Origin of the sequence: Streptomyces sp. NPDC086766, assembly GCF_044746005.1 — a bacterium.
Taxonomy (GTDB): Bacteria; Actinomycetota; Actinomycetes; order Streptomycetales; family Streptomycetaceae; genus Streptomyces.
Map to the genome: position 1 here is coordinate 275,020 of NZ_JBIVBI010000002.1, position 22,550 is coordinate 297,569.

The 22,550-nt window shown below is 71.4% G+C and carries 23 protein-coding genes; 22 read left to right on the forward strand and 1 reads right to left on the reverse strand.

Annotated elements, in window-relative coordinates; translation table 11 throughout:
• Window positions 1-17 precede the first annotated feature (17 nt).
• From ACIPM1_RS04370 to ACIPM1_RS04450, 17 genes are all read left to right on the forward strand, one after another.
• Entirely contained in the window at window positions 18-860 is an 843-nt protein-coding gene (locus ACIPM1_RS04370; RefSeq protein ID WP_402428745.1) for a hypothetical protein, read from the forward strand.
• Window positions 861-985: 125 nt separating this feature from the next.
• Window positions 986-1,693: a Flp pilus assembly protein CpaB gene (cpaB, locus tag ACIPM1_RS04375; protein ID WP_356189528.1), complete on the forward strand. Its 708-nt coding sequence runs from the start codon at window positions 986-988 to the stop codon at window positions 1,691-1,693.
• A gap of 9 nt (window positions 1,694-1,702) precedes the next feature.
• On the forward strand, window positions 1,703-2,947 hold the full coding sequence (locus ACIPM1_RS04380) for a CpaE family protein (protein ID WP_402428749.1): 1,245 nt from the start codon (window positions 1,703-1,705) through the stop codon (window positions 2,945-2,947).
• A complete protein-coding gene (locus ACIPM1_RS04385) occupies window positions 2,947-3,351 on the forward strand; it encodes a TadE/TadG family type IV pilus assembly protein (RefSeq protein WP_402428752.1) in 405 nt (134 codons plus the stop codon). Before ACIPM1_RS04380 ends, ACIPM1_RS04385 begins: the two co-directional genes overlap by 1 nt.
• A gap of 1 nt (window position 3,352) precedes the next feature.
• Entirely contained in the window at window positions 3,353-3,799 is a 447-nt protein-coding gene (locus ACIPM1_RS04390) for a TadE/TadG family type IV pilus assembly protein (protein ID WP_402428755.1), read from the forward strand.
• Between the two features lie 41 nt (window positions 3,800-3,840).
• Complete coding sequence (locus tag ACIPM1_RS04395) at window positions 3,841-5,178, forward strand: CpaF family protein (RefSeq protein ID WP_402428758.1); 1,338 nt, start codon at window positions 3,841-3,843, stop codon at window positions 5,176-5,178.
• Between the two features lie 12 nt (window positions 5,179-5,190).
• A complete protein-coding gene (locus tag ACIPM1_RS04400) occupies window positions 5,191-6,132 on the forward strand; it encodes a type II secretion system F family protein (protein ID WP_356189538.1) in 942 nt (313 codons plus the stop codon).
• A 33-nt stretch (window positions 6,133-6,165) separates the two neighbouring features.
• Window positions 6,166-7,053: a DUF5936 domain-containing protein gene (locus ACIPM1_RS04405; RefSeq protein WP_356189540.1), complete on the forward strand. Its 888-nt coding sequence runs from the start codon at window positions 6,166-6,168 to the stop codon at window positions 7,051-7,053.
• A gap of 569 nt (window positions 7,054-7,622) precedes the next feature.
• Complete coding sequence (locus ACIPM1_RS04410; RefSeq protein WP_402429406.1) at window positions 7,623-9,008, forward strand: sensor histidine kinase; 1,386 nt, start codon at window positions 7,623-7,625, stop codon at window positions 9,006-9,008.
• 62 nt (window positions 9,009-9,070) lie between these two features.
• Window positions 9,071-9,976 (forward strand): response regulator, encoded by a 906-nt coding sequence (locus ACIPM1_RS04415; protein ID WP_402428762.1) that lies wholly within the window; start codon window positions 9,071-9,073, stop codon window positions 9,974-9,976.
• Window positions 9,977-10,118: 142 nt separating this feature from the next.
• A complete protein-coding gene (locus tag ACIPM1_RS04420) occupies window positions 10,119-10,352 on the forward strand; it encodes a hypothetical protein (protein ID WP_402428766.1) in 234 nt (77 codons plus the stop codon).
• Complete coding sequence (locus tag ACIPM1_RS04425; protein WP_402429409.1) at window positions 10,352-10,954, forward strand: pilus assembly protein TadG-related protein; 603 nt, start codon at window positions 10,352-10,354, stop codon at window positions 10,952-10,954. The genes ACIPM1_RS04420 and ACIPM1_RS04425 overlap by 1 nt, the downstream gene beginning before the upstream one ends.
• Window positions 10,955-10,988: 34 nt before the next feature.
• Entirely contained in the window at window positions 10,989-11,567 is a 579-nt protein-coding gene (locus ACIPM1_RS04430; RefSeq protein WP_402428769.1) for a hypothetical protein, read from the forward strand.
• A 10-nt stretch (window positions 11,568-11,577) separates the two neighbouring features.
• Entirely contained in the window at window positions 11,578-12,219 is a 642-nt protein-coding gene (locus tag ACIPM1_RS04435; RefSeq protein WP_356189550.1) for an OmpA family protein, read from the forward strand.
• Window positions 12,220-12,397: 178 nt separating this feature from the next.
• Window positions 12,398-14,563 (forward strand): hypothetical protein, encoded by a 2,166-nt coding sequence (locus tag ACIPM1_RS04440; RefSeq protein ID WP_402428772.1) that lies wholly within the window; start codon window positions 12,398-12,400, stop codon window positions 14,561-14,563.
• A complete protein-coding gene (locus ACIPM1_RS04445; protein ID WP_402428775.1) occupies window positions 14,560-15,063 on the forward strand; it encodes a hypothetical protein in 504 nt (167 codons plus the stop codon). Before ACIPM1_RS04440 ends, ACIPM1_RS04445 begins: the two co-directional genes overlap by 4 nt.
• Entirely contained in the window at window positions 15,060-16,361 is a 1,302-nt protein-coding gene (locus ACIPM1_RS04450) for a hypothetical protein (protein WP_402428778.1), read from the forward strand. The genes ACIPM1_RS04445 and ACIPM1_RS04450 overlap by 4 nt, the downstream gene beginning before the upstream one ends.
• A gap of 21 nt (window positions 16,362-16,382) precedes the next feature.
• Here ACIPM1_RS04450 and ACIPM1_RS04455 read toward each other — a convergent pair whose 3' ends face one another.
• The gene (locus tag ACIPM1_RS04455; protein WP_402429412.1) at window positions 16,383-16,751 is read right to left on the reverse strand and encodes a DUF192 domain-containing protein; all 369 of its coding nucleotides are present in this window, start codon (window positions 16,749-16,751) and stop codon (window positions 16,383-16,385) included.
• Between the two features lie 351 nt (window positions 16,752-17,102).
• Between ACIPM1_RS04455 and ACIPM1_RS04460 the strand changes: the two genes are divergently transcribed.
• The 5 genes from ACIPM1_RS04460 (at window position 17,103) to ACIPM1_RS04480 (ending at window position 22,260) form a co-directional block, all read left to right on the forward strand.
• The gene (locus ACIPM1_RS04460; protein ID WP_402428781.1) at window positions 17,103-17,564 is read left to right on the forward strand and encodes a hypothetical protein; all 462 of its coding nucleotides are present in this window, start codon (window positions 17,103-17,105) and stop codon (window positions 17,562-17,564) included.
• 81 nt (window positions 17,565-17,645) lie between these two features.
• Window positions 17,646-17,939 (forward strand): hypothetical protein, encoded by a 294-nt coding sequence (locus ACIPM1_RS04465; RefSeq protein WP_402428783.1) that lies wholly within the window; start codon window positions 17,646-17,648, stop codon window positions 17,937-17,939.
• Window positions 17,940-18,105: 166 nt separating this feature from the next.
• Window positions 18,106-18,912 (forward strand): methyltransferase domain-containing protein, encoded by an 807-nt coding sequence (locus ACIPM1_RS04470; RefSeq protein WP_402428786.1) that lies wholly within the window; start codon window positions 18,106-18,108, stop codon window positions 18,910-18,912.
• An 835-nt stretch (window positions 18,913-19,747) separates the two neighbouring features.
• On the forward strand, window positions 19,748-20,521 hold the full coding sequence (locus tag ACIPM1_RS04475) for an isoprenyl transferase (RefSeq protein ID WP_356189566.1): 774 nt from the start codon (window positions 19,748-19,750) through the stop codon (window positions 20,519-20,521).
• A 413-nt stretch (window positions 20,522-20,934) separates the two neighbouring features.
• The gene (locus ACIPM1_RS04480) at window positions 20,935-22,260 is read left to right on the forward strand and encodes a PhoH family protein (protein ID WP_356189568.1); all 1,326 of its coding nucleotides are present in this window, start codon (window positions 20,935-20,937) and stop codon (window positions 22,258-22,260) included.
• Window positions 22,261-22,550 lie beyond the last annotated feature (290 nt).

Below are 22,550 nucleotides of genomic sequence, written 5' to 3' on the forward strand. Positions count from 1 at the left end.
GAAACGGGGAGCTGCGCGTGCCAACTGCCATTGCTGTGACCAGTGCCGACATGGCGCTGCCCGCCCAGGACGAGCGGACGGTGCCCGCCGTCGTCCTGCGCGACCTGGACCGCCGCCCGCTGGAGCAGTCGCTGGCCGAGGTGCAGGCCCTGCTCGACCTGCACGGACACCTGATCGTCGTCTGTTCCGCGGCCGTCGGCAGCGGTGTGGAACAACGGCTGCACACCGTCCGCTCGCTGCTGGAGAGCGACCGCATCGCGCTGTTCCGCCCGGAGTTGCCACCGCTCGGACTCGCCGTGCTGGCACGGCAGTTGCGCCAGCTCGCGTCCTGCGACCTCAGCCCCGGCGTGCTCGCCTCGGCGGGCCGGCTGCTCACCCACTACATCCACGCCGGCGCCGTCCTGAACTCCGTCACCCGGCTCGACCGCGTCCCCGTCGGCCTGCGGACGCACGCCAAGTCCTGGGTGCCCGGGAGCCAGTTCGGCGTGGTCGCGCACCCCGCGCCGCAACTGGTCAGGATCGGTCCCGAAGCGACCCTGAACGGACCGGAGTTCGGCACCTGGATGCTGGTCGCCAAGGGCCAGCTCCAGTCGGACTGGGTCAGCGCCACCCTCGCCCCGTCGTGGAACGTGCTGGGGCTGCGGGAGGCCGCGCTCCCCGCCGAGTCCGCGCACTGGTGGGGGACCGGCAGGCTCGTGGAGTTCTGCACCTACCTGCCCGACCTGTCGGTCCTCTACCAACTGGTCACCTCGGTGCGCCAGGGCGTCTGCCACTGGTGCGGCATCGACGTCATCGGGGACCGCTGCGTCTTCTGCTCCGCCACCCCGCCCGCCTACGACGGTCCCGTCCCCACCGGGTAGCCCCCGGACCGCCCGGCACCGGCCGTCCGGAGCCCCGGCGGCACCGAGTACACCCGAGGAACAGCGCACACCGCTCAGACCACTCGACTCCGCCCGACCGAATCCCCAACGAGGTTGCACGGTTCATGAACTCCCGTCAGCGCCGCGGCGTGATACTCCTGCTCCTGTCCGTCATCTGCGCCTTCGGCGCGTTCGCGGGCGTGCTCTCCGTCATCGGGGACGTCAAGTCCAAGGTCGGCCCCGAGGTCGCGGCGTACCGGCTCAGGACCGATGTGAAGCCCTACACGCCGCTGGACACCAGCCAGTTCGAGAAGATCGAGATGCCCAAGCGGTGGCTGTCGTCGAACGCCGTCACCGACCTGGCCCAGATCCAGGGCAAGATCGCGGTCACCACGCTGCGCGCGGGCTCCCTGCTGCAGAGCGACATGATCGTGAACCAGCCCGCGCTGCAGCCGGGGCAGCAGGAGGTCGCCATCATGATCGACGCGGCGACCGGCGTCGCCGGCAAGATCACGCCGGGCTCCACGGTCAACGTGTACGCCACCTTCGACGGACAGCGGGAGGGCGACCCCGCCCAGTCCAAGATCATCGTCACCAACGCCAAGGTGCTCGACGTCGGCCGGATCACCGCCCTGGAGCCCGACGCCGGCAACAAGAACCAGCAGCCCACCGACGCGGTGCCCATCACGTTCGCGCTGACCACGATCGACGCCCAGCGCATCACCTACGCCGAGTCCTTCGCCCAGCGGGTCCGGCTCGCGCTGGTCGCCCCCGGCAGCGACACCAGCGTCCCGGCCAAGGACCGGACCTACGAACTCGCGAACGACAAGTGAGAGGCCCGCATGCCCACCAGGATCCTCCCGGCAGTCGGTGACGCGGACGCGGTCCGGTCCATCACGACACTGCTCAGCCAGCTCCCCGACGCGGAGCCGGTGTCCCCGGTCGCCGACTCGACCCAGCTCATCGACACCCTGGCACGGCTGGCCGCCGAGTCCGTCGACGAACTGCCCGAGATCGTGGTGGTGCACGAGCGGATCGGCCCGGTGCCCGCGCTGGAGCTGGTCCGCGAAGTCGCCCTGCGCTTCCCGGCCGTCGGGGTCATCCTCGTCACCTCCGACGCGAGCCCCGGCCTCTTCTCCGCGGCCATGGACGCCGGCGCCCGGGGCCTGGTGGCCCTGCCCCTGAGCTACGAGGAACTGGTCAGCCGGGTCCAGGCGGTGGCCCAGTGGTCGGTGGGCGTCCGGCGCCACCTCGGCCACGGCGGCGACGTGTTCAGCGGCGTCGGCGGCCGGGTGGTGACCGTCAGCGGCGCCAAGGGCGGCGTGGGCGCCACGCTGGCCGCCATCCAGCTCGCCCTCGCCGCCCAGGCCTCCGGACACAGCACCGCCCTGGTCGACATGGACCTCCAGGCCGGGGACGTCGCCTCCTACCTCGACGTCCAGTTCCGCCGCTCGGTGGTCGACCTCGCCGCCATCACCGACATCTCGCCGCGCGTCCTGGCCGACGCCGTCTTCCGGCACGACACCGGCGTCGCGCTGCTGCTCGCCCCCGGCGAGGGCGAACGCGGCGAGGAGGTCACCGACCGCGCCGCCCGCCAGATCGTCAGCGCCCTGCGCTCCCGCTACGAGGTCGTCGTCCTCGACTGCGGCGCCCAGATGAGCGGCGCGGCCGCGGCCGCCGTCGAGATGGCCGACACGGCCCTGCTGCTGACCACCCCGGACGTGGTCGCGGTCCGCGCCGCCAAGCGCACGGTGCGGATGTGGGACCGGCTGCAGATCCGCAAGGCCGAGGAGACCACCGTGGTGGTCAACCGCCACACCCGCGGTACGGAGATCCAGCCGCCGCTCGTCCAGCGGATCACCGGAACGGCGGTGGCCGGCACGGCGATCCCCGCCAACTTCAAGGAGCTCCAGGGCGCGGTGGACGCCGGGCGCATCCACGAACTGGACGGCAGGAGCGTCGTCAAACAGGCCCTGTGGGGCCTCGCGGGCGAGCTCGGACTCGTCAAGGCGCCCGACGGGGCGCAGAAGGGCGGCGGCCGGGGAGCCGTGAGCTTCCGGCGGCGCAGAGAGGCAGGGGGAGGGTGATGACGGTACTGGGGATCGCCTTGAATCGACGACCGCGGCTGCGTTCGGACAGCGGGCAGGTCGCCGTCGAGTTCCTCGGGATGCTGCCGACGATCATCATCACGCTGGTGCTGCTGTGGCAGGCCGTACTGGTGGGATACACGTTCACGCTCGCGGGTAATGCTGCCGACGAAGCCGTACGGGCGGGAACGGCGGCTCAGGACCGGCAGGCGGCGTGCGAACGGGAGGGCAGGCGGGACCTGCCGAGCGCATGGCGGGGCGGCGACATCAACTGCGGCGCGGGCGCGGGCGGGTACGTCACGGCCGACGTCTATCTGGAGGTGCCCGTCCTCTTCCCCGGGTCGGTGGGCTTCCCCTTCCCGAGGATCCACGGGCACGCGGGCGCCGTCGAGGAGGCGAAGTGACATGGCGTACCAGCGCGGGTGGCACGAGCGGGGGCGGCGCGGCCGTGGACGGCGGGAGCGCGGGTGGCCCGAACGCGGGTTGCCGGACCGCGCGCGGCCCGGGCGGGGGCGGCGCGACCGCGGGCAGGCCGCCCTCGAGTACCTCGGGTTCGTCCCGATCCTGATGATCGTCGCCATGGCCGTCGTCCAGATCGGGCTGATCGCGTACACCGCCCAGCAGGCCGGCACGGCGGCCCGGGCCGGGGCCCGCGCGGCCTCGCTCCGCATGGGCGCGCAAGCGGGCTGCCGGGAGGCGGTGGCCGGCTGGCTGGCCGGCCGCACCAGATGCGGGGAGGCCGCCGGCGGCGACACGGTCACCGTCACCGCGACGGTGACCATCCCGTCCATCGTCCCCGGCTGGGACTTCGACCCCGCCCGCAAGACCGCCACCATGCCGCTCGACCACTGAACGAGGAACGGACCGAGGAACGGACCGGGGAAGCAGGACCCATGAGCCTCCGCGCACGCATCAACTCACCCGAGGAGAAGAGCAGTCGGGGCGAGGACGGTCACCTGGTCGCCTCCTACCGGGCGAAGCTCCTGGAGGAGATCGACCTCGCGGAGATGAGTTCGCTGGCCGCCGCCGAGCGCCGGGTGCGGCTGGAGCGGGTGCTCGGGCACATCATCAGCCGCGAGGGCCCGGTCCTGTCGACCGCCGAGCGTTCGCAGCTGATCCGCCGGGTGGTCGACGAGGCCCTCGGCCTCGGCATCCTCGAACCGCTCCTGGAGGACGCCTCCATCACCGAGATCATGGTGAACGGACCCGACGCGATCTTCGTCGAGCGCGGCGGCCGGGTCGAACAGCTCCCGCTCCGCTTCGCCTCCCACGACCAGCTCATGCAGACCATCGAGCGGATCGTCTCGACCGTCAACCGCCGCGTGGACGAGTCCAATCCGATGGTCGACGCCCGCCTCCCGTCCGGCGAGCGCGTCAACGTCATCATCCCTCCGCTGTCGCTCACCGGCCCCATCCTCACCATCCGCCGCTTCCCGCGCTCCTTCACGCTCCAGGAACTCATCGGCTTCGGCTCGCTGGACGAGCACATGCTGTACCTGCTCGCCGGGCTGGTGCAGGCCAAGTTCAACGTCATCGTCTCCGGCGCCACCGGCACCGGGAAGACCACGCTGCTCAACGCCCTGTCCGGCCTCATCCCGGAGGGCGAGCGCATCATCACCATCGAGGACTCCGCCGAGCTCCAGCTCCAGCAGTCGCACGTGATCCGGCTGGAGTCCCGGCCGCCCAACGTGGAGGGCCGGGGCCAGGTCAGCATCCGCGACCTGGTGCGCAACTCGCTGCGCATGCGGCCCGACCGCATCGTCGTCGGCGAGGTCCGCGGCGGCGAGTCGCTGGACATGCTCCAGGCGATGTCGACCGGCCACGACGGCTCGCTCGCCACCGTGCACGCCAACAGCGCCGAGGACGCGCTGATGCGCCTGCAGACCCTGGCCTCCATGTCCGACGTGGAGATCCCCTTCGTGGCCCTGCACGACCAGATCAACAGCGCCGTCGACGTCATCGTCCAGCTCACCCGGTTCGCCGACGGCGCCCGCCGCGTCACCGAGATCGCGCTGCTCGACAGCCACGGCGGCGAGGCGTACCGGCTGGCCACCGTGTCCCGTTTCGCCGCACTGCCCATGACCGCCGACGGCCGGGTCCACGGGACCTTCGAGTACTACCCGCTGCCGCGCCGCACCGCCGACCGCCTCTACATGGCCGGCCAGCCCATCCCCCAGGCCTTCGGCGTCGCCCAGTCCGCAGACCAGCTCGCCACCCGAGAAGCCAGGTAGGAACCCGTCCCCATGGATCTGCACACCCTCGTCCCGCTGACCGTCGGCGTCACCCTGCTGACCTGCGTCCTGGCCGTCATGGGCCTGCACTCCTACGCCACCGGCCGGGCGCAGCGGGCGGCGCTGGTCGACCGGCTCTCGCAGACCGGCCAGATCCCGGTGGGCCGCCGCCGGCGCTTCCGCACTCTGGACCGCAGGCTGCGCCGCACCCGGCTCGGCCGGAAACTGGAGCTGCGGCTGGCCGCGACCGGCCTGGACGTCACCCCGGGCGAGTTCTTCGTCTACATGCTCGCCACGATGGCGGCCCTGTGGCTGATCGGGCAGGCGTCCCTGGCGCCCTTCTTCGGCCCGCTGGCCGGACTCCTCGGCATCTGGGCGGCGTTGCAGTTCCTCAACTGGCAGCGGCAGAAACGCATCGAGAAGTTCATCAACCAACTCCCGGAACTGGCCCGCATCCTGGCCAATGCCACCCAGGCCGGCCTCGCCCTGCGCACCGCGATCGGCATGGCGGCCGAGGAGCTGGAGGCCCCCGCGGGCGAGGAACTGGGCAAGGTGGCCCATCAGCTGGCCCTCGGCGCCTCGATGGACGACGCGCTGGGCGAACTGGCCGACCGCCTCCCCTCCCGCGAACTGGTCGTCCTGATCACCACCCTGGTCCTGTCCAACCGGGCCGGCGGCCAGGTGGTGAGCGCCCTGCGCAACCTCACCGAGACACTGGAGGAGCGCAAGGAGACCCGCCGCGAGGTCCGCACCCAGCTCTCCCAGGTCAACATGACCTCGTACGCGGTGCCGGTGCTGGGCGTGGGCTCGCTGTTCCTGATGAACGGCGTCAAGTCGGGCGCGCTGGACCGCATGACCGGCTCCCCCATCGGCCAGGGGGCCGTGATCATCGCCTTCGCGCTGTACGCCGTCGGCTTCTTCCTCATCCGCCGACTGTCCCGCATCGACGTCTGAGTCCACCGTTCACGGAAAGGAGGTGAGGCCGGCATGGCACTGCTGCTCGCCCTCGTCATGGGCCTCAGCGTCTGGGGCGTCTTCGCCGGCGTCCGCATGTACCGCGCGGACGCCAAGCTGCCCGGCGACCTCGCGCTGGCCCTGGAGGTCGGCGCCACCCGCACCGGCGCGGTGGACTCGCTGATCGACCGCCTCGGCATGCGCTACGCCCCCGCCGTCCTGCGCCTGATGGGCCCCAAGCTGGTGGCCCGGTACCGCCGCAAGATCGACCTCGCGGGCAACCCCGGCGGCCTGACCATCGACCGCTACGCCGCCCGCCGCGCGGTCTACGGCTTCCTCGGCGGCGTGGGCGGCCTGGTGTTCCTCATGCGCGGCAGCATCTTCGTCGCGCTCCTGCTGTTCGCCTTCGGCGCCTTCTGGACGGAGGTCGGCATCTGGGCCGCGATCCGCATCCGCAAGGACGTGATCGAACGGACCCTCCCCGACTTCCTGGACGTGCTCGCGGTCGTGGTCAGCGCGGGCCTCGGTTTCCGCCAGGCCCTGGACCGCGTCGCCGCCAAGTACGAGGGCCCCTGGGCGGACGAACTCCGCATCACCCTGCGCCAGATGGACCTCGGCATGAGCCGCCGCCAGGCCTTCGCCGAACTGCGCCGCCGCAACGACTCCGAGCAGGTGGCGATGTTCGTGACCGCCCTGCAGCAGGGCGAGGAGCTCGGCGCGCCGATCGTCGACACGCTGGTCGCGCTGGCCAAGGACATGCGCCGCACGGACGCGCAGAACGCCCGCCGCAAGGCCGCCCGCGCGGTCCCCAAGGCCACCATGATGATCACCACCTTCATGGTCCCGGCCACGATGATCCTCCTCGGCGCGGGCCTGCTCCTCGGCTCCGGCGTGGACTTCGGCTCCGTCACGGGCAAGTAGGGGGGCGACGAGTCATGACCCCGGCCAATGAGCGCGTCGGCCTGCTGCGCCGCCGCCCCAAGCCTCCGGAGATCACCACCCCTCCGGCGGGCACGGTCCTGCCCGCCCACGTCCGCACGGGCGCCCCCGACATCCCGGTCACCTCGGTGACCCCGGCCCTCCCACCCGGCTGGGAACCCGCGACGGCCGCCCTCCCGGGTGTGCCGCAGCAGACGAGCCCGTGGACGGGCGGCACGCGTCCGGCGGGGGCCGACGACGGGGGCGCGGCCGGCGTGGAGCGGACGGTACGGATCGTGCGGAGGGGCGGGAGCCCGGCGAGGGTCCGCCCGGTGGCCGGTGCGCAGCCGGCGGTGGCCGGGAGTCCGGCGACGGGCGGGAGTCCGACGGCAGGCTCCGGGGCGCCGGGTGGACCGAGTGGGCCGGGTGAGCCCGGTGTACGGGGCGCGTCGAGTGCGCCGGAGGCGCCGGTCCCCGCTGCGGCGGCCGGGCCGTCGTCGGCGACGGCCGGGGCCGGCCCGGGTTCCGGAGCCGGCACGGGGTCCGGAGCCGGGTCCGGCCCCGCCGGACCGGTGGCGGCGCAGACCGGCCCCGCCGGTCCTCCTGGTCCCGTCCGTCCCGCCCCGGCCGGGCCGCCGCCCGCCGCACCGCCGCCGCACGAAGGCCACCCCACCGCCGACGCGGGCGCCCCCCGGGACACACCCGCGCCGACCGCACCGACGGCCCCCGAGAAGACGGCCATCCAGATCAACGCGCTCCAGGCCATGTGCCGGCAGGTCTTCGGCTTCCGCCTGGCCATGATCGCCCTGGCCGCGCCCTCCGCCCTGGTCAACGCCGCCCCCGGCCTGGCCACCCGCCTGGTCGGCGCGGCGGTCGTGGTCACCTTCATGGGCTCCTACGTCCTCTTCCGGGACTGGGAACGCTTCGGCCCCCTCCTCCTGCGCCACCCCAGCCTCCTGGTCGTGGACACCCTCTTCGGCTCGCTGCTCCTGGTGTCCGCGGGCCCCGACACCACGCTCGCCTACGTCAGCGTCTGCACCCCGCTGCTCGCCGGCCTGGTCTACGGCTGGCGCGGCGCGGCGGCCTTCGCGTCCCTGCAGTCCCTGATCCTCCTGCTGGTGCTCACGGCCGGGCGGCACGCCCACCCGGATCCGGCGCAGGTGGCACTCCTGCCCGGACTGTGCGTCATCAGCGGGGCGGTGGGCTCCACCCTGCGCAACCTCATGCTCCGCTTCGGCGAGGCCACCGAGGCCCTCACCACCGTCCAGGCCCGCCTCGCCGTCACGGAGGCGGTCGCCGCCGAACGCGCCCGGCTGGCCCGCGAGATGCACGACTCGGTCGCCAAGACCCTGCACGGAGTGGCCCTGGCCGCCGACGGCCTCGCCGGTTCGGCGGGAGCCGAGCGCATGGACCAGGCGCTGGTCAGGCAACAGGCCGAACTGGTCGCCCGCTCGGCCCGCCGCGCCGCCGCGGAGGCCCGCGAACTCCTGGCGGACCTGCGCCGCGAGTCCGACCCCGGCCACGGCACCGACGTACTGGTCGAACTGGCGGCCCGCACCCGGGACTTCGGCAAACGGACCCACCTGCCCGCCGTCTACCACCCCACCGGCGAGCACGCCGTCCCGCCGGTCCCGGCCGCCGTGGCCCGCCAGCTCCTCACGATCGCCTCGGAGGCGATGGAGAACGCTCACCGCCACGCCGAGCCGACACGGGTCGACGTACACGCCGGAGTCCACGGCGGTCTGCTGCGCATCAGCGTGTACGACGACGGGCGCGGCCTGCCCGCGGGCACCAGCCTCGAACAGCTGCGCCGCGCGGGCCACTTCGGCCTGGTCGGCATGGTCGAACGGGCCGCCTCCGTCGGCGCCCGCATCCGCATCGGCCGCGGCGCGCACCCACGGGGCACCGAAGTCCGCCTGGAACTCCCGCTGGCGGCCCTGACCGGACCACCCGCATGACACCGACGCACGGATCCCGCACCACCCCGTCCCCCCACCCCCCGTCCGAGAGGAGGCCGCAGATGCCGGACGAGACGACTCCGTACCCCGGCCCCCGGCAACAGTCCCCGTCCCCGAACCCCTTCGAAGGCTTCCCCCGGCCCGCGCTGAGCGCACCCCTGCGGGTCGTCGTCGCGGACGACAACCCTGTGGTCCGCGCGGGCCTGACGGCCCTGCTGTCCGGCCGCGCGGACATCACGGTGGTCGCGGAGGCCGCCGACGGCCGCGAGGCGTGGGAGGCCGCCCAGCTCCACCACCCGGACGTCGTCCTGCTGGACGTCCGAATGCCCGGCGTGGACGGCATCTCGGCGCTGCCGTACCTGGTGCGGATCGCCCCGGTCGTGATGCTCACGTACAGCCGCGAGTCCGAGATCGTCCAGGAGGCGCTGCGCCGCGGCGCGGGCGGATACCTGGTGCACGGCGAGTTCACGGCGGACGAACTGGTGAGCGCGGTACGGAACATCAAGGAGGGCCGCGCCCACTTCACCCCGACGGCGGCGGGCGCGCTGCTGGCGCAGTTGCGCGGTGACCAGCGGCCGGGGGTGGGTGGCGGACCACTGCCGGAGGGGCTGGGAGGTGCGACTGCACACGAAGCGGATTTCTCAAAAAGCGTCCATTCAGGTGTTTCCGCAGAAAACCTTTCGCAACTGCAACCGGATGTGGGACAGTCGTCGTCTGGGTGGACGGGTGGCCGTCCGGCCGCCGTCGACAGGTCGAGGTTCCAACTCAGCGCGAGGGAGGCGGAGATCATGGACCTCATCGCTTCCGGCATGACGAACCAGCAGATCGCCGCCACCTGCTTCATCAGCGAGAAGACGGTCAAGAACCACATCAACCGCATCTTCGCCAAGCTCCACAGCACCAGCCGCGCGGAGGCCGCGGCGAAGTGGCTGGGCACGGCTCCGGGCTCCGGACGAGGGGTGGGGTGAACTGCAATGACGGTACGGGGGAGCGGGTGGGCCCTGTTTTGGGCCCGGAAATGGGCCCTGGGACCCTCCGGTGCATCGGGCTTCCCGGCCTACTTTTCTCGTGTCGCGAGCGACACCGAGACTGAGCCTGGAGGGGAACACCATGAGCGACCTGATGCTGAAGACGGCCGTTGCGACCCAAGTCCGCGTGAACGGCTGGAAGAACACCACGGCTGCGGCCGTTCGGCGCCGCGCCGGCGACAAGGGGCAGACCGCGGTCGAGTACCTGGGCATCATTGCGGTGGTCGTGGCGATCGTGCTGGCGATCACCGGCACGGACATCGGCAAGACGATTCTCGACAAGATCAAGGCACAGGTCACCAAGGTCGCTCCTTGATCCGACCCCGCAAATTCGACGACGCAGGGCAGGCTTTCCCCATCTACATCACGGTGGTGGGGGGCCTGCTCTTTCTCGCGTTCGCCTACTTTGCGGTCGGCCAGGCCGCGGTGAACAGGAACGGCGCTGAGACGGCGGCCGACGCGGCGGCGTTGGCAGCGGCACAGGACACCCGGGACCAACTCGCGGGCGCTTGGGTGAAAGACGTGCGCGACCCGACCAAGTGGCAGGACATCTTCGACGGCCAGAACGTGGAGTTCGGGGGATGCGCGCGGGCCGATCAACTCGCTGCGCAGAACGACGCGGGTGTGACCGGGTGCAACCCGAATCCGTGGCGCATGAGCTACACGGTCGAGGTCCAAGCGGCCAAACCCGTAGGGGACTCGCTGGTTCCTGGTACGGAGAGTCAGCGCTCCCATGCGTCTGCCACCGCCGTGATCAGGCCCCTCTGCACCTTCAAACCCCTCGCCGCCAATGCCGGGGACGATGTGCTGCCACAGCTCAAGTGCAGGGACAGGATCTGGGCCCTGGATCCACTTCACCTCACCGATCTTCCTGGCCCCGAGGACCTGTTCGACGTCCATCTGGCCGACTCCGACTGACAAGCGAACGACGAGTGAAGAAGGAAGCAGAACGATGAGCATTCGGTTCACTGCGAAGGCCCGTAGGGGGCTGGTCGCGTTGACCGTGGCTGCCGGATTGGCCTTCGGCGTGGCCGGTTGCGGTGGCAGCGACGGCGACAAGAAGCCGCAGGGTTCGGCGTCAGCACCGAGGGGCAGGGGATCCGGGCCAAGTGCTCAAGAAGGGCAGTCGGATCAGCCTTTGGCCGAGCTGAGGGGTCCCGATGGTCTCGTTCTGAAGATCACGTCGGCCAAGAGGGACACCGGCGGGTTCGTCACGGTCAACGGCGAGCTGAAGAACGACGGGGGCCAGACCGCCGTTCTTTCCTCTCAGCTCACCGGCAACGAGACCGAGATCATGAAGAACGGCCAGTCCTTCGGTGGCGCAACCCTGGTGGACTCCAAGGGCAAGAAGCGCTACTACGTGCTGCGGGACACCGATGGACGCCCCCTGACCACGACGGGTGTCCAGGACGTCAAGGCGGGCGCCACTGTCGCGATCTTCATGCAGTTCCCGGCACCACCGGCCAATACGGCCGAAGTGAGCTTCCAACTTCCCACCTTCTCCAGTGGCACTATCCAGATCTCCGGGTGAGGCGGCCGCGATGACCCACACCCCTGGCGGGCGCCCACGTCTCGCACTCACCCTCGCCGCAGCAACGGTCATGGTCGCGGCCAACCTCTACGGCGCCGTCGTCGCGCACGCCGACGACGGTCCCAGCGTGCCCCCGGGCACGGAGGCCTCCGCGTCCGCGCCCGTGAAGGTCGACCCGAACGACCCGGACCTCAAGCTGCCGGAAGGCGCCACCCTCGCCGCTCCCAAAGTCCTCGACATCAAGTCGGTGGTGGAGGACCAGGGCGGCGAGGAGCGCCGTTCGGACACCAACACGGACGTGACCTTCGCGCTCCAGGCCGAGGTGCTGTTCGGCAAGGACAGCGCGAAGCTCAGCGACGAGGCGAAGTCCCGTATCGCCGCGATCGCGGAGGAGATCAAGAAGCAGAAGTCCACCCACGTCCGGGTCTTCGGCTTCACCGACAACCTCGGCTCCTCCGCCCACGGCGACGTCCTGTCCAAGCAGCGCGCCAACGCCGTACAGGACGTCCTGGACCAGGACCTGAACGACGCGAACATCACCTTCGAGGTCCGCGGCTACGGCGAGCAGTACCCGATCGCCGACAACTCCACGGAGGCCGGCCGCAAGAAGAACCGCCGGGTGGAGGTGTCCTTCCCGCGCACCCAGAGCTGACCACCGCGAAAACGACCGGCCCTCCGCGCCCCGATCTCCCCGATCGCGGCGCGGAGGGCTTTCGCCTGCCGGGGGCGTCGTGCTCTTTGGGTGTCGTTTTGGGCCCACGGGCCCATCCTGGGCGGGCGCTTCCTTCCTAACCTCCCCCTAGTTGTGTGCCGACGTGGGGGGAGGGGGCATGGCCTCGGTCGGGGGAGTGCCGGAGTTCGAGGGATCGTGGTCGTCCGGGCGCGGGGGGCGCCGCGGGATGCCGCGGTCGCTGTCGGTGGCGCTGACGCTGGTGCACGTGCTGGTCGTCGCCACCGTGCTCGGCGGGGTCGGGCTGGTGCTGACCGCGTCGTCGTACGACGTCCTCGACGGAGGCGTGATCGCCCTCGTCGCCTACGGAGCCGCGCCCGGCGTCCTCGGGTGGTGGCTGGCCCGGCGCAGCTGGGAGGGCGGGGCCAGGGTCAGGCGCGGGCTGATCGCCGTCCAGGTCTGGCTGATCCTCGGCGGGCTCGCCAACCTCGCCGCCGGTTCCGCCCGCGGCGGCGTCCAGCTCTTCCTCCCCGTCCTCATCGTCTACTTCCTGCTCCAGTCCGAGAGCCGGGAGTGGTACGGGCTCCCGGAGCTGGAGCGGGCCGAGCGCCGCCCGTTCTCGCTGGCCCGGATGATCCGGTGGCGGCGCGGCGGCGACGAGGGGCAGACCGCGGTCGAGTACGCCGGCCTGGTCGCCATCGTCGTCGCCATCGTGACGGCGCTGGTGGTCAGCGGTCTCGGTACGCAGATATACGGGGGGATACAGGCCCAGGTCTGCAAGGTCGTCGGCATGGGCTGCCCGGCCCCGGCGAACAACGGCACCGACACCAGCGCCTCCGGCGCCGATCCCAGCACCGGCCCCTCCGGCACCACCACCGACGGCAAGAACACCCACGGCGGCGACTCCGGCCCCGCGAACGGCGGCACCACCACCGACAGCGGCACGAGCGGCGACGGAAACGAGAACGGGGACCGGAGCGACGGGGACAACAAGGACGACGGCGCGGAGAAGAAGGACGACGGCGCGGAGAAGAAGGACGACGGCTGCTTCTCCGGCGTCGGCGCCTTCTTCGGCTGCGCCGGCGACCAGGTCAAGCAGGTCGGCCAGGGCCTGTTCGTCGACGGCGTCTGGGGCGACCTCACCGGCATCTACGGCATGGTCCGCCACCCCCTCGACACCCTCAAGGGCATCGGCGACTACGGCAAGCAGCTCGGCGAGGACTGGTGGGACGACTCCCAGGGCGCCCGCGACGAGTGGTCCAAGGGCGACTACCTCGGCGCCGTCCTGGACTGGGGCGGAGCCTCGCTGAAGACCGGAGGCACGGTCCTCTACGACATGTTCGTCGGCGACGACGTCGCGAACGACTGGAAGAACGGCGACAAGACCCGCGCCGTCACCCACGTCCTGTGGAACGTCGGCTCCCTCTTCATCCCCGGCTACGACGCCGCCAAGGTCGTGGAGAAGGTCGGCGAGCTGGGCAAACTCGGCAAGCTCGCGAAGCTGGGCAAGCTCGCGGAGAAGGCGGGCAAGGCCGCCGAGGACGCCAGGAAGGCGGCCAAGGCGGGAGACGTCGAGGGCGCCGAGAAGGCGGCCAAGCAGGCCGACGAGGCGGCCGACGAGGCCGAGAAGAAGGCCAGGCAGTCCGGCTGCACCCTCTCCGCCCCGGCCCGCCGGACCCCGTACGGCGACGGCCCGCGCGAAGCCGCCCCCGGCACCCTCACCGGCGCCCCCGGCACCGGCACCACCGTCCTGGCCGCAGGCGCCTCCTCCCCGTACGTGATGCTCGCCGAGGACGGCTGCGACGAGGAGGCCAAGAAGCAGGCCCAGGAGGCCCGCAAGCAGGCGGACGAGGCGGAGAAGACGTCCGACGACGTCCAGGCGAAGAAGAAGGAGTGGGTCGCCGGCCCGGACGTGGAGGGGCCGGCCGCGGGGAAGACGCTGAAGTTCCCGCACCCCAGGCACACCGTGGCCGGGGCCAAGCACGGCCAGGTCAGGCCGAAGAACAGCGTCATCCTGAAGGGGCACGAGGGCGATGTGGCAGCGGACATCAAGGCGATCGCCGAGAACAAGGCCGTGTGGAACAAGCAGACCAACCGTTACGAGATCAACGGTCGTACGTACGGAATCGAGGACTCAGGGCGGATGTACCCCGACTCCGGTCCGGGGATCGTGATGATGGACCGCAACGAGTACGCCGCTCTGACGGAGATAGCCAAGGCGAACGGCGACGTGAACGCCCCCGCGCTGACGAAGAATCCGCGATTCGCCAACAATCCGGAGGCCGTGGCCAAGGCCAAGAAGGTTTACGACGGGACGTACAAATGATCTACGACCTGCTGCTGACCGGGAGGCCGGTCGGTCCTGCCGTGCTCGCCGACGCCCTGATCGAGGCCGTGGGCGCGGGCGCCGTCGATGTCGATGTCGCGGACCGGGACGGCGACCAGAGCACACGGGACTGGGCCGCTCCCGTGCTCTGCGGCTACAGCGGACTCCGCGGGGATCTGTCCATGTCGCTGGACGTCCACGTCCTCGACGAGCTCTTCGACCAGGTTCCCTCCGAGGCGGAGTTCGCCGGTCGACTGGCCTCGGCACTCGGGGCCGCGGTGCTCTACCCGGCGGTGGAGGACGTCCCGTCCGCCTACTGGGTCGCCAGCCCCTCGGGTGGGACCACTCGTGTCCGGCTGCTGTCCTCGGACGACGAGCCACCCGTACACACGATCGACGCGGTGGCCTCCGCCGTGGCGGAGCTGCCGCATGTCCCGGTCTCCGAGTTGCCCGAGATCGCCAGGGAACTGCAGGCGAACAAGGACGATGCCGATCGATGACCCCCGGCCACCTGCTGCCCTTGGGCATGCGTGAGCTGACCTCGCCCTGGAACGACCTCACCCGTCGCAGACGTCTCGCCGTGGAGGAGCTCCCGCCCCCACACGTGGACCAGGCACTCGAGGTCCTGCGGGCCTCCCTGCCCGAGCACCGCCACAGTGCGCACGACTGGGACGAGGCGCTGCGGGACGCCTACGACGAACGGGACGACCACACCCTGGACGAGGCGGACGCCTGGCTGCACCGGCTCATGCCGACCACCGCCGACGTCACCCTGGAACGTGTGTCCCAGGTTCTGGTGAAGTGGTCCGAACTGGGCATCCCCACGGTGTCCTCGCCACCGACGCGGGAGCAGATCCGCACCACGGCCGCGGAATGGGCCACCTCGGTACGGCAGGCCCTGGCCTCCGACGCGTTCGCCCTGCTGGAGCGCGGGACCCACCTGGGGCACGACACGGAGGCGGCCCGGCTCGCCAAGGCCTACGTCCGCGTCGGCCTGGCCGTGGAGCCGGCGGTCCGCCTGCTCCTGGCCCTCGGCCGGCCGCACGGCGAGGACGCGTTGCTGGACCTCGTACACGACGACGAGGTCAGGGACTTCCGCCCCTACGTCCGTTCCCGGCTCCTCCTGCTGCGCCGTCCCCGCTACGAGGCGCACGCCCGGGAACCGGCTCCGGAGGAGGAGTTCCTGCTGCCGCCCGTCGTACGAGAGCTCCCCTACGGATGGGCCGAGGGCTTCCAGTGGCCGGCCGACCTGCCGGCGACCGAGGAGAACGTCGCCCGGGCGCGGGCGATCCTCCTGGCCTGCCGGCCGGCCGAGCCCGTGCCCGATCCGGTCCCCGCCCCCGCCTGGAGCGGAAGGGGGAGCGAGGACGAGGAGCCGCCCGCCTGGCTCGAGGTGCGGCAGGTCATGCGGGACCTGATGCCGTATGCGCGCCACGTCACCCGGGAGCGCATGATCGAGGCGATGCGGGAGTGCGCGCTGCTCGGCATCCCCGGCGCTCCGCCGGAACCGGACGGAGAGCAGGGAGCGTGGTTCGTCCGGCAGTGGGCGACGTGGATCGGCGGCTGGATCGCCGGCGAGGTCTTCACCTGGCTCGGCCTGTACGTCGACGACGAAACCCTCGTCACCCCGTGGGTGATGGAACTGGCCGAGCGGTACGCCCGGTGCGGCGTGGCCGTGGAGCAGGCCGTGATGACGCTCCACCGGTACGGCATGGCGACACTCAGCCGTGCGGCCCTGGCCCGTATCGCGGCCGACGACACCATCCCGCCGCGAGTGCGTGAACTGGCCGCATCGTGACGGTCGCATGGTGACGGCCCCCTACTCCGCCCCCACCGTCACCCGCACCCCCGCCCGCAGTCCCCAGCCCGCCATCACCCCCGCGTCCGTCTCCAGCACGTGCCGGGAGCGGAGGCGGGGCAGGCCCAGGCGGTTGGGGGGCATGGTGCGTACGGCGAGGACGGTGAGGTCGCGGTCGAGGTAGGCGACGTCGATGGGGAAGCGCATCCGGAAGGTGTGCACGCTGTTCGCGGGCGAGAGCAGGATCGCGCCGTCGACGGTGTCCCGGCCGAGCAGGCCCCTGGTGCGGGCCCGGTACGAGGTCGCCAGCTCCAGTGGGACCGTCACCGGCGCCGCTCCGTCCCCGTGCACGGTCAGCTCGCCCTGCCCGTCCCGCCAGCGCCGTCCCATCCCCGCCCCGCCTCCGCCCGTCGTATCGGCGTACTTCCGTACGGCCAGCACCGTATCCACGAGAAGGCGGTCCCACATGGGCCCACGGGCCCATCCGCTCCACGGGCCGATCCGGTACAGAGGGTCGATGGGGGCGAAAGGTTCCGTTCGCGCCAGTGATTCCTTGCACACGCTTTGCGATTCAAAGGGATGATCTTTACTGCTAGAGTCCCTTTTCGACCGACCGGCACGACCAACCGGTCGGGTGTGAATGCAGGGGGAAGAAGCGCATTCGGGGGGCCGTTAAGTTTGGACGCCTACCGGCGTTCCCGCACGTCCTCTTCCCCCTTGGAACTGCAAGGGGAAGTCTACGTGAAACCCATTCGCATACGTCTCGCCGCCGTGAGCGTGCTGGCTGCCCTGGGTGTGGCGGCCGCCGCCCCCATGGCGATGGCCGACGAAGCGCCGACGCTGGCTGTGACGTCCGCTCAGGAGCCCGACCCGGCTCGGGCGTTGCAGGCGCTGCTCGACAGCAAGGACCCCGAAGTCCAGGCCTTCATGGCCGAGTTCGGAGGCCAGGACCTGGCGGCGTTTCAGCAGGCGGCCGCGGCACCCACCCAGCCCGCCGGGGGCATCACGGCCCTCAAGGTGCCCAAGTGGAGCCAGATCGCCGCCGCGCTGAAGAAGATCGCCGGCTTCAGCAAGGCCGTGGCGGGCAAGTACGACGACTTCAAGCGGTGGGTCGATTCCCGCCCGTGGTACGTCAAGTACGCCATCAAGGCCGTCTCTCCCGGCCTGAGCCTCTACGACATCTGGTGGCACTTCAACCACTGAGTCGTCAGTGAGCCGTCCGGCCCGTTCGCCGCGGGCCGGACGGCACCGAAGTCATGCGGAATGACCTCGAAGGGCAAGGAAATGACGAACGGTCAGTCCTCGGAAACCGGTTCCCCCGTCACCGAGGGCACCTGGGGTATGCCGCTGATCGTGCTGATCCCGGTCGCGCTGCTGCGGGTGTTCACAGGTCTCTCGACGCCGTGGCTCGTGGCGGCGTGGGTGCTGTGGGGGCTCGCGCTGCTGCTGACGGGCGTCGGCTGGGTGCAGGTGGTCCGGTACGGCCCGCGGCGGGCGAGGGGATGGTCCGCCTGTGTGCCGCTGCACTGTGCGCTCCTCTGGCTCGGAGCCCAACTCGTCCTCGCGCCGGGCGAGTAGGCGAGCGGCCCTCGGCAGGCGGCCATCGGTGAGCACCCCTCGGTGAGCGGCCCCCGGTGAAATGGCCTCTGGTTCCGTCGGCGTGACCGCGCCCCGGCCGCGGTCTCGTACGTGCGGGGCGTGAATGGGGAGGCGGGCGGCGATCGTGTCCTGCGAGCATCGGGGCATGGCAGACAGCAGGCACCCCAGCTTCGAGGACCTCGTCGCCGAGGGCGCCGCCGTGCCCACCGAGGGGTGGGACTTCTCGTGGTTCGAGGGGCGGGCCACGGAGGCGCGGCCGTCCTGGGCGTACGCCGTCTCGATGGCCGGGAGGCTGGCCCGCGCGCGGGCCGCCCTCGACGTGCAGACCGGGGGAGGGGAGGTCCTCGACTTCGCCCTCGGCCGGGCCGGCCGGGTGCCCCCGCTCGTCGCGGCCACCGAGGGCTGGCCGCCCAACGCCGCCGAGGCCACCGGACGGCTCCGCCCGCGCGGCGTCGTGGTCGTCGCCTCGCCCGACCACGCGCCGCTGCCGTTCGCCGACGGCGCCTTCGACCTGGTGGTCAGCCGGCACCCCGTACGGCCGCACTGGGCGGAGATCGTCCGTGTCCTCGAACCGGGCGGCACCTACTTCGCCCAGCACGTCGGGCCCGCCAGTGCCTTCGAACTGGTCGAGTGGTTCCTCGGGCCGCAGTCCGAGGCGGTGCGCGGCGGCCGTCACCCCGACCGGGAGCGCGCCGACGCCGAGGCCGCCGGGCTGGAGATCGTCGACCTGCGCGCCGAGCGCCTGCGCATGGAGTTCCACGACATCGCCGCCGTCGTCCACTTCCTGCGCAAGGTGATCTGGATGGTCCCCGGCTTCACGGTCGAGGTGTACGCACCCCGGCTGCGGGCGCTGCACGAACGCATCGCCACCCACGGCCCGTTCGTGGCCCACAGCACCCGCCACCTCTTCGACGCCCGCAAGCCGACGCGAGCGGGCGAGCCGGTGGGCTGACCGACCCACCGACCCACCGACCCGTTGCCGTGCTGTCCCCCCGTCGTGCGGCCCCACCGCCCCACGTCCGAGCCTCCTCGGCCCCTTCCGCCCCCGCGATGAGAGATGGCCGGAAGCGACCGTCCGGAAAGTGCCCCTGAAGGGCGAGTCGTGGCGTCCCGTTTTTCGCATCGTTATCACCCGCCCCTCGCGTCACCCGTCCGGCCCACGTAAGTTCAGACCAAGGCAATTCGCGTGAGCAAAGCTGCGCGGGCGGTACCGCGGGGTGGAGGGGGTCGCGCGGTGCCGCGCCCGCCTGCTCGGAGCCTGTTCCCGTGGCCCGGGAGGCGGGGCGGATCGCGGGGCGGCGTCAATCGGGCGTTCGCGGCCGGGTCGCCCGGAGGGGGGACGCGGGGGCAACGCGCCGCATGGTCACCAAGAAGGCCCAAAACCTGCGGTTCTCGCCGTATCCCGTCCGATTCACCTGTGAATCCGCTGCGATCCGGCCACTCCCACCCCCGGAATGACAGCCTCCGAGCGTCTCCCGGCGTCGCCGGACGACTCCGGAGAGTAGTTGTTGCACGCCGATGCGCGCGACATCACTTACGAAGGGTTATGGTGGAAACCCCCCCTCGGGCCGGTCCGTCTCCCCCCCACGGACCGGCCCGTTTCTTGTAGGAGCTCCGGGGGGAGCGTCTGATGCACCCGGGCGCGCACGCGCACCCGTTGGGGGGACCCTTGCCGGGTCGGGGGTAGGCTTCGCCCCCGGGGACCGCCATACGGACGAGGCCGCCGCGCGGGCAGGGATCGCCCCCGGCCGCGCCCGTCCGATCCAGACGGAGGGGCTGACGAACACGTGAACCTGCGCGACAAGCTGCGCGGCCTGCTGGTGAGGCTGTACGCACGCCGGGTGGAAGGTCACCTGGACCACGCTCAGGTGCCCAAGCACATCGGCGTCATCATGGACGGCAACCGCCGCTGGGCGAAGGCCGCGGGTTCCAGCACCGTCCACGGTCACCGGGCCGGTGCCGAGAAGATCGAGGAATTCCTCGGCTGGTGCAGCGAGACGGACGTGGAGGTCGTCACCCTCTGGCTGCTGTCCACGGACAACTTCGACCGCCCCCAGGAGGAGCTCGTCCCGCTCCTCGGCATCATCGAGGACGTCGTACGGACCCTGGCCGCCGACGGCCGCTGGCGCGTCCACCACGTCGGCACCCCGGACCTGCTGCCCGCGCAGATGCAGACCGCGCTGAAGGAGGCCGAGGAGACGACCGCCCACGTCGACGGGATACTCGTCAACGTCGCGATCGGCTACGGCGGCCGCCAGGAGATCGCGGACGCGGTCCGCTCCATGCTGCTCGACGCCCATGACAGGGGCGTCGCGCTGGAGGACGTCGCCGAGTCCGTCGACGTCGACATGATCGGCCGGCACCTCTACACCGGCGACCAGCCCGATCCGGACCTGGTGATCCGCACCAGCGGCGAGCAGCGGCTGTCCGGATTCATGCTCTGGCAGACCGCGCATTCGGAGTACTACTTCTGCGAGGTCTTCTGGCCGGCCTTCCGCAAGGTCGACTTCCTGCGGGCCCTGCGCGACTACGCCGCCCGCCACCGGCGCTACGGCGGCTGACCCGCCGCGCGACCGCCGGCACGGCGGCTGACCGGCGGATACGCCGCCCGGCGTGCTCTTGGCGCGGCCCGGCGGGCCCGGCTTCGGCGGGTCCGCCCGAAAGGCGCATGGATACCCCCTCAGGGGCGGATGTAACGCGGAGTTCACACGTGCGCCGCCCCCTGCATTTGCATGACGGCGCATGTTCGAGGGCATAAGCCAGACAGGTCGACACCCGAACCACGGGTGTCGAATCTCAGCGGGCGGCACGGGGCCGTCCGCCCGGGAGGCCCTTTGCACCAGCCCGACCGTGCGGTCACAGCACGGACGCAGCCGCGGAGGGCCGGTCCTCGGCCCGCCGCGCGCGGGGGCCGTCGACCGGTCCAGCTCCATCTCGTCGCTCCCCGACCTCATCCGAGGGGGTACGTCCTTCCGTGGTGACCAGCACAAAGCGCCACAAGCCCGACCGGCGCACCTATGTTCTCGACACCAGCGTCCTGCTGGCCGACCCGAACGCCCTGAGCCGCTTCGAGGAGCACGAGGTCGTGCTGCCCGTCGTCGTGGTGACGGAGCTGGAGGCCAAGCGGCACCATCCCGAACTCGGCTACTTCGCCCGGCAGGCCCTGCGCCTGCTCGACGACTACCGGGTCCGGTACGGCCGTCTCGACGCCCCCATCCCGATCGGGGACTTCGGCGGAACGCTCCGCGTCGAGCTCAATCACTCGGACCCCAGCGTGCTGCCCACCGGCTACCGCCTGGGGGACAACGACTCCCGCATCCTCGCGGTCGCCCGCAATCTGCAGGCCGAGGGGTTCGACGTCACCGTCGTCTCGAAGGATCTGCCGCTTCGGATCAAGGCCTCCTCGGTCGGCCTGCTGGCCGAGGAGTACCGCGCGGAGCTCGCCATCACGGACTCCTCCGGCTGGACCGGGATGTCCGAACTGACCCTGTCCGCGGAGCAGGTGGACACCCTCTTCGAGGCCGGGCGCGTCCAGGTCCCCGAGACCGACGGCCTGCCCGTGCACACCGGGCTCACCATCCAGTCGGAGCGGGGCAAGGCGCTCGGACGGGTTACGGCCGAGGGCGATGTCCGCCTGGTGCGCGGCGACCGGGAGGCCTTCGGCATCAAGGGCCGCAGCGCGGAGCAGCGCATCGCGCTCGACCTGCTGCTCGACCCGGACGTCGGCATCGTGTCGATGGGCGGCCGGGCCGGCACCGGCAAGTCGGCGCTGGCACTGTGCGCGGGCCTGGAGGCGGTTCTGGAGCGCCGCCAGCACCAGAAGGTGATGGTCTTCCGCCCGCTGTACGCGGTGGGCGGGCAGGAGCTCGGCTATCTGCCCGGCAACGAGGCGGAGAAGATGAGCCCCTGGGCCCAGGCGGTCTTCGACACGCTGTCGGCCGTCACCAGCCGCGAGGTCATCGAGGAGGTCACGGCGCGCGGGATGCTGGAGGTCCTGCCGCTCACCCACATCCGCGGCCGCTCGCTGCACGACGCGTTCGTGATCGTGGACGAGGCGCAGTCCCTCGAACGGAACGTGCTGCTGACCGTCCTTTCCCGGATCGGCGCCAATTCACGGGTCGTCCTGACCCATGACGTGGCACAGCGGGACAATCTGCGGGTCGGTCGCTACGACGGTGTCGTCGCCGTCGTCGAGAAGCTGAAGGGCCATCCGCTCTTCGCGCACGTGACGCTGACGCGGTCCGAGAGGTCCCAGATCGCGGCCCTTGTGACCGAAATGCTGGAGGAGGGGCACATCTGATCGAATCCGCTCCCTATTGCCCCGCCTCGGGGCAATAGCACGGAAGTTGGCGCCGTCCGGTAAAGGCCGAGAGCCTAGCCGGGCGGCGTCTGCGTGTGCGGGGGTTTCTCGAAATCCCCAGGGCCAAACACGGTGTGAGCTTTCACACGCATTTCTGAATTGCCTTGCGGTGCGGGGTTACGGCAGAGTCTCACTCCTGTCAGGCCCCGCATACGACACACCTGTGCCCCCAGCGGTACAGCACCACCTGAGCACCACAGCCAACTCCATAGCGTCGTCGTATGCCGCCC

Excerpts from the sequence above, each read along its gene's own strand:
- ACIPM1_RS04465 (WP_402428783.1), top strand. The coding sequence starts at position 17,646 with ATGACGAACGGTCAGTCCTCGGAAACCGGTTCCCCCGTCACCGAGGGC.
- ACIPM1_RS04430 (WP_402428769.1), top strand. The coding sequence starts at position 10,989 with ATGAGCATTCGGTTCACTGCGAAGGCCCGTAGGGGGCTGGTCGCGTTG.
- ACIPM1_RS04415 (WP_402428762.1), top strand. The coding sequence starts at position 9,071 with ATGCCGGACGAGACGACTCCGTACCCCGGCCCCCGGCAACAGTCCCCG.
- ACIPM1_RS04470 (WP_402428786.1), top strand. The coding sequence starts at position 18,106 with ATGGCAGACAGCAGGCACCCCAGCTTCGAGGACCTCGTCGCCGAGGGC.
- ACIPM1_RS04420 (WP_402428766.1), top strand. The coding sequence starts at position 10,119 with ATGAGCGACCTGATGCTGAAGACGGCCGTTGCGACCCAAGTCCGCGTG.
- ACIPM1_RS04400 (WP_356189538.1), top strand. The coding sequence starts at position 5,191 with ATGGATCTGCACACCCTCGTCCCGCTGACCGTCGGCGTCACCCTGCTG.
- ACIPM1_RS04435 (WP_356189550.1), top strand. The coding sequence starts at position 11,578 with ATGACCCACACCCCTGGCGGGCGCCCACGTCTCGCACTCACCCTCGCC.
- ACIPM1_RS04445 (WP_402428775.1), top strand. The coding sequence starts at position 14,560 with ATGATCTACGACCTGCTGCTGACCGGGAGGCCGGTCGGTCCTGCCGTG.
- ACIPM1_RS04395 (WP_402428758.1), top strand. The coding sequence starts at position 3,841 with ATGAGCCTCCGCGCACGCATCAACTCACCCGAGGAGAAGAGCAGTCGG.
- ACIPM1_RS04390 (WP_402428755.1), top strand. The coding sequence starts at position 3,353 with ATGGCGTACCAGCGCGGGTGGCACGAGCGGGGGCGGCGCGGCCGTGGA.
- ACIPM1_RS04405 (WP_356189540.1), top strand. The coding sequence starts at position 6,166 with ATGGCACTGCTGCTCGCCCTCGTCATGGGCCTCAGCGTCTGGGGCGTC.
- ACIPM1_RS04440 (WP_402428772.1), top strand. The coding sequence starts at position 12,398 with ATGGCCTCGGTCGGGGGAGTGCCGGAGTTCGAGGGATCGTGGTCGTCC.
- ACIPM1_RS04380 (WP_402428749.1), top strand. The coding sequence starts at position 1,703 with ATGCCCACCAGGATCCTCCCGGCAGTCGGTGACGCGGACGCGGTCCGG.
- ACIPM1_RS04450 (WP_402428778.1), top strand. The coding sequence starts at position 15,060 with ATGACCCCCGGCCACCTGCTGCCCTTGGGCATGCGTGAGCTGACCTCG.
- ACIPM1_RS04455 (WP_402429412.1), bottom strand. The coding sequence starts at position 16,751 with ATGGGACGGCGCTGGCGGGACGGGCAGGGCGAGCTGACCGTGCACGGG.
- ACIPM1_RS04385 (WP_402428752.1), top strand. The coding sequence starts at position 2,947 with ATGACGGTACTGGGGATCGCCTTGAATCGACGACCGCGGCTGCGTTCG.
- cpaB (WP_356189528.1), top strand. The coding sequence starts at position 986 with ATGAACTCCCGTCAGCGCCGCGGCGTGATACTCCTGCTCCTGTCCGTC.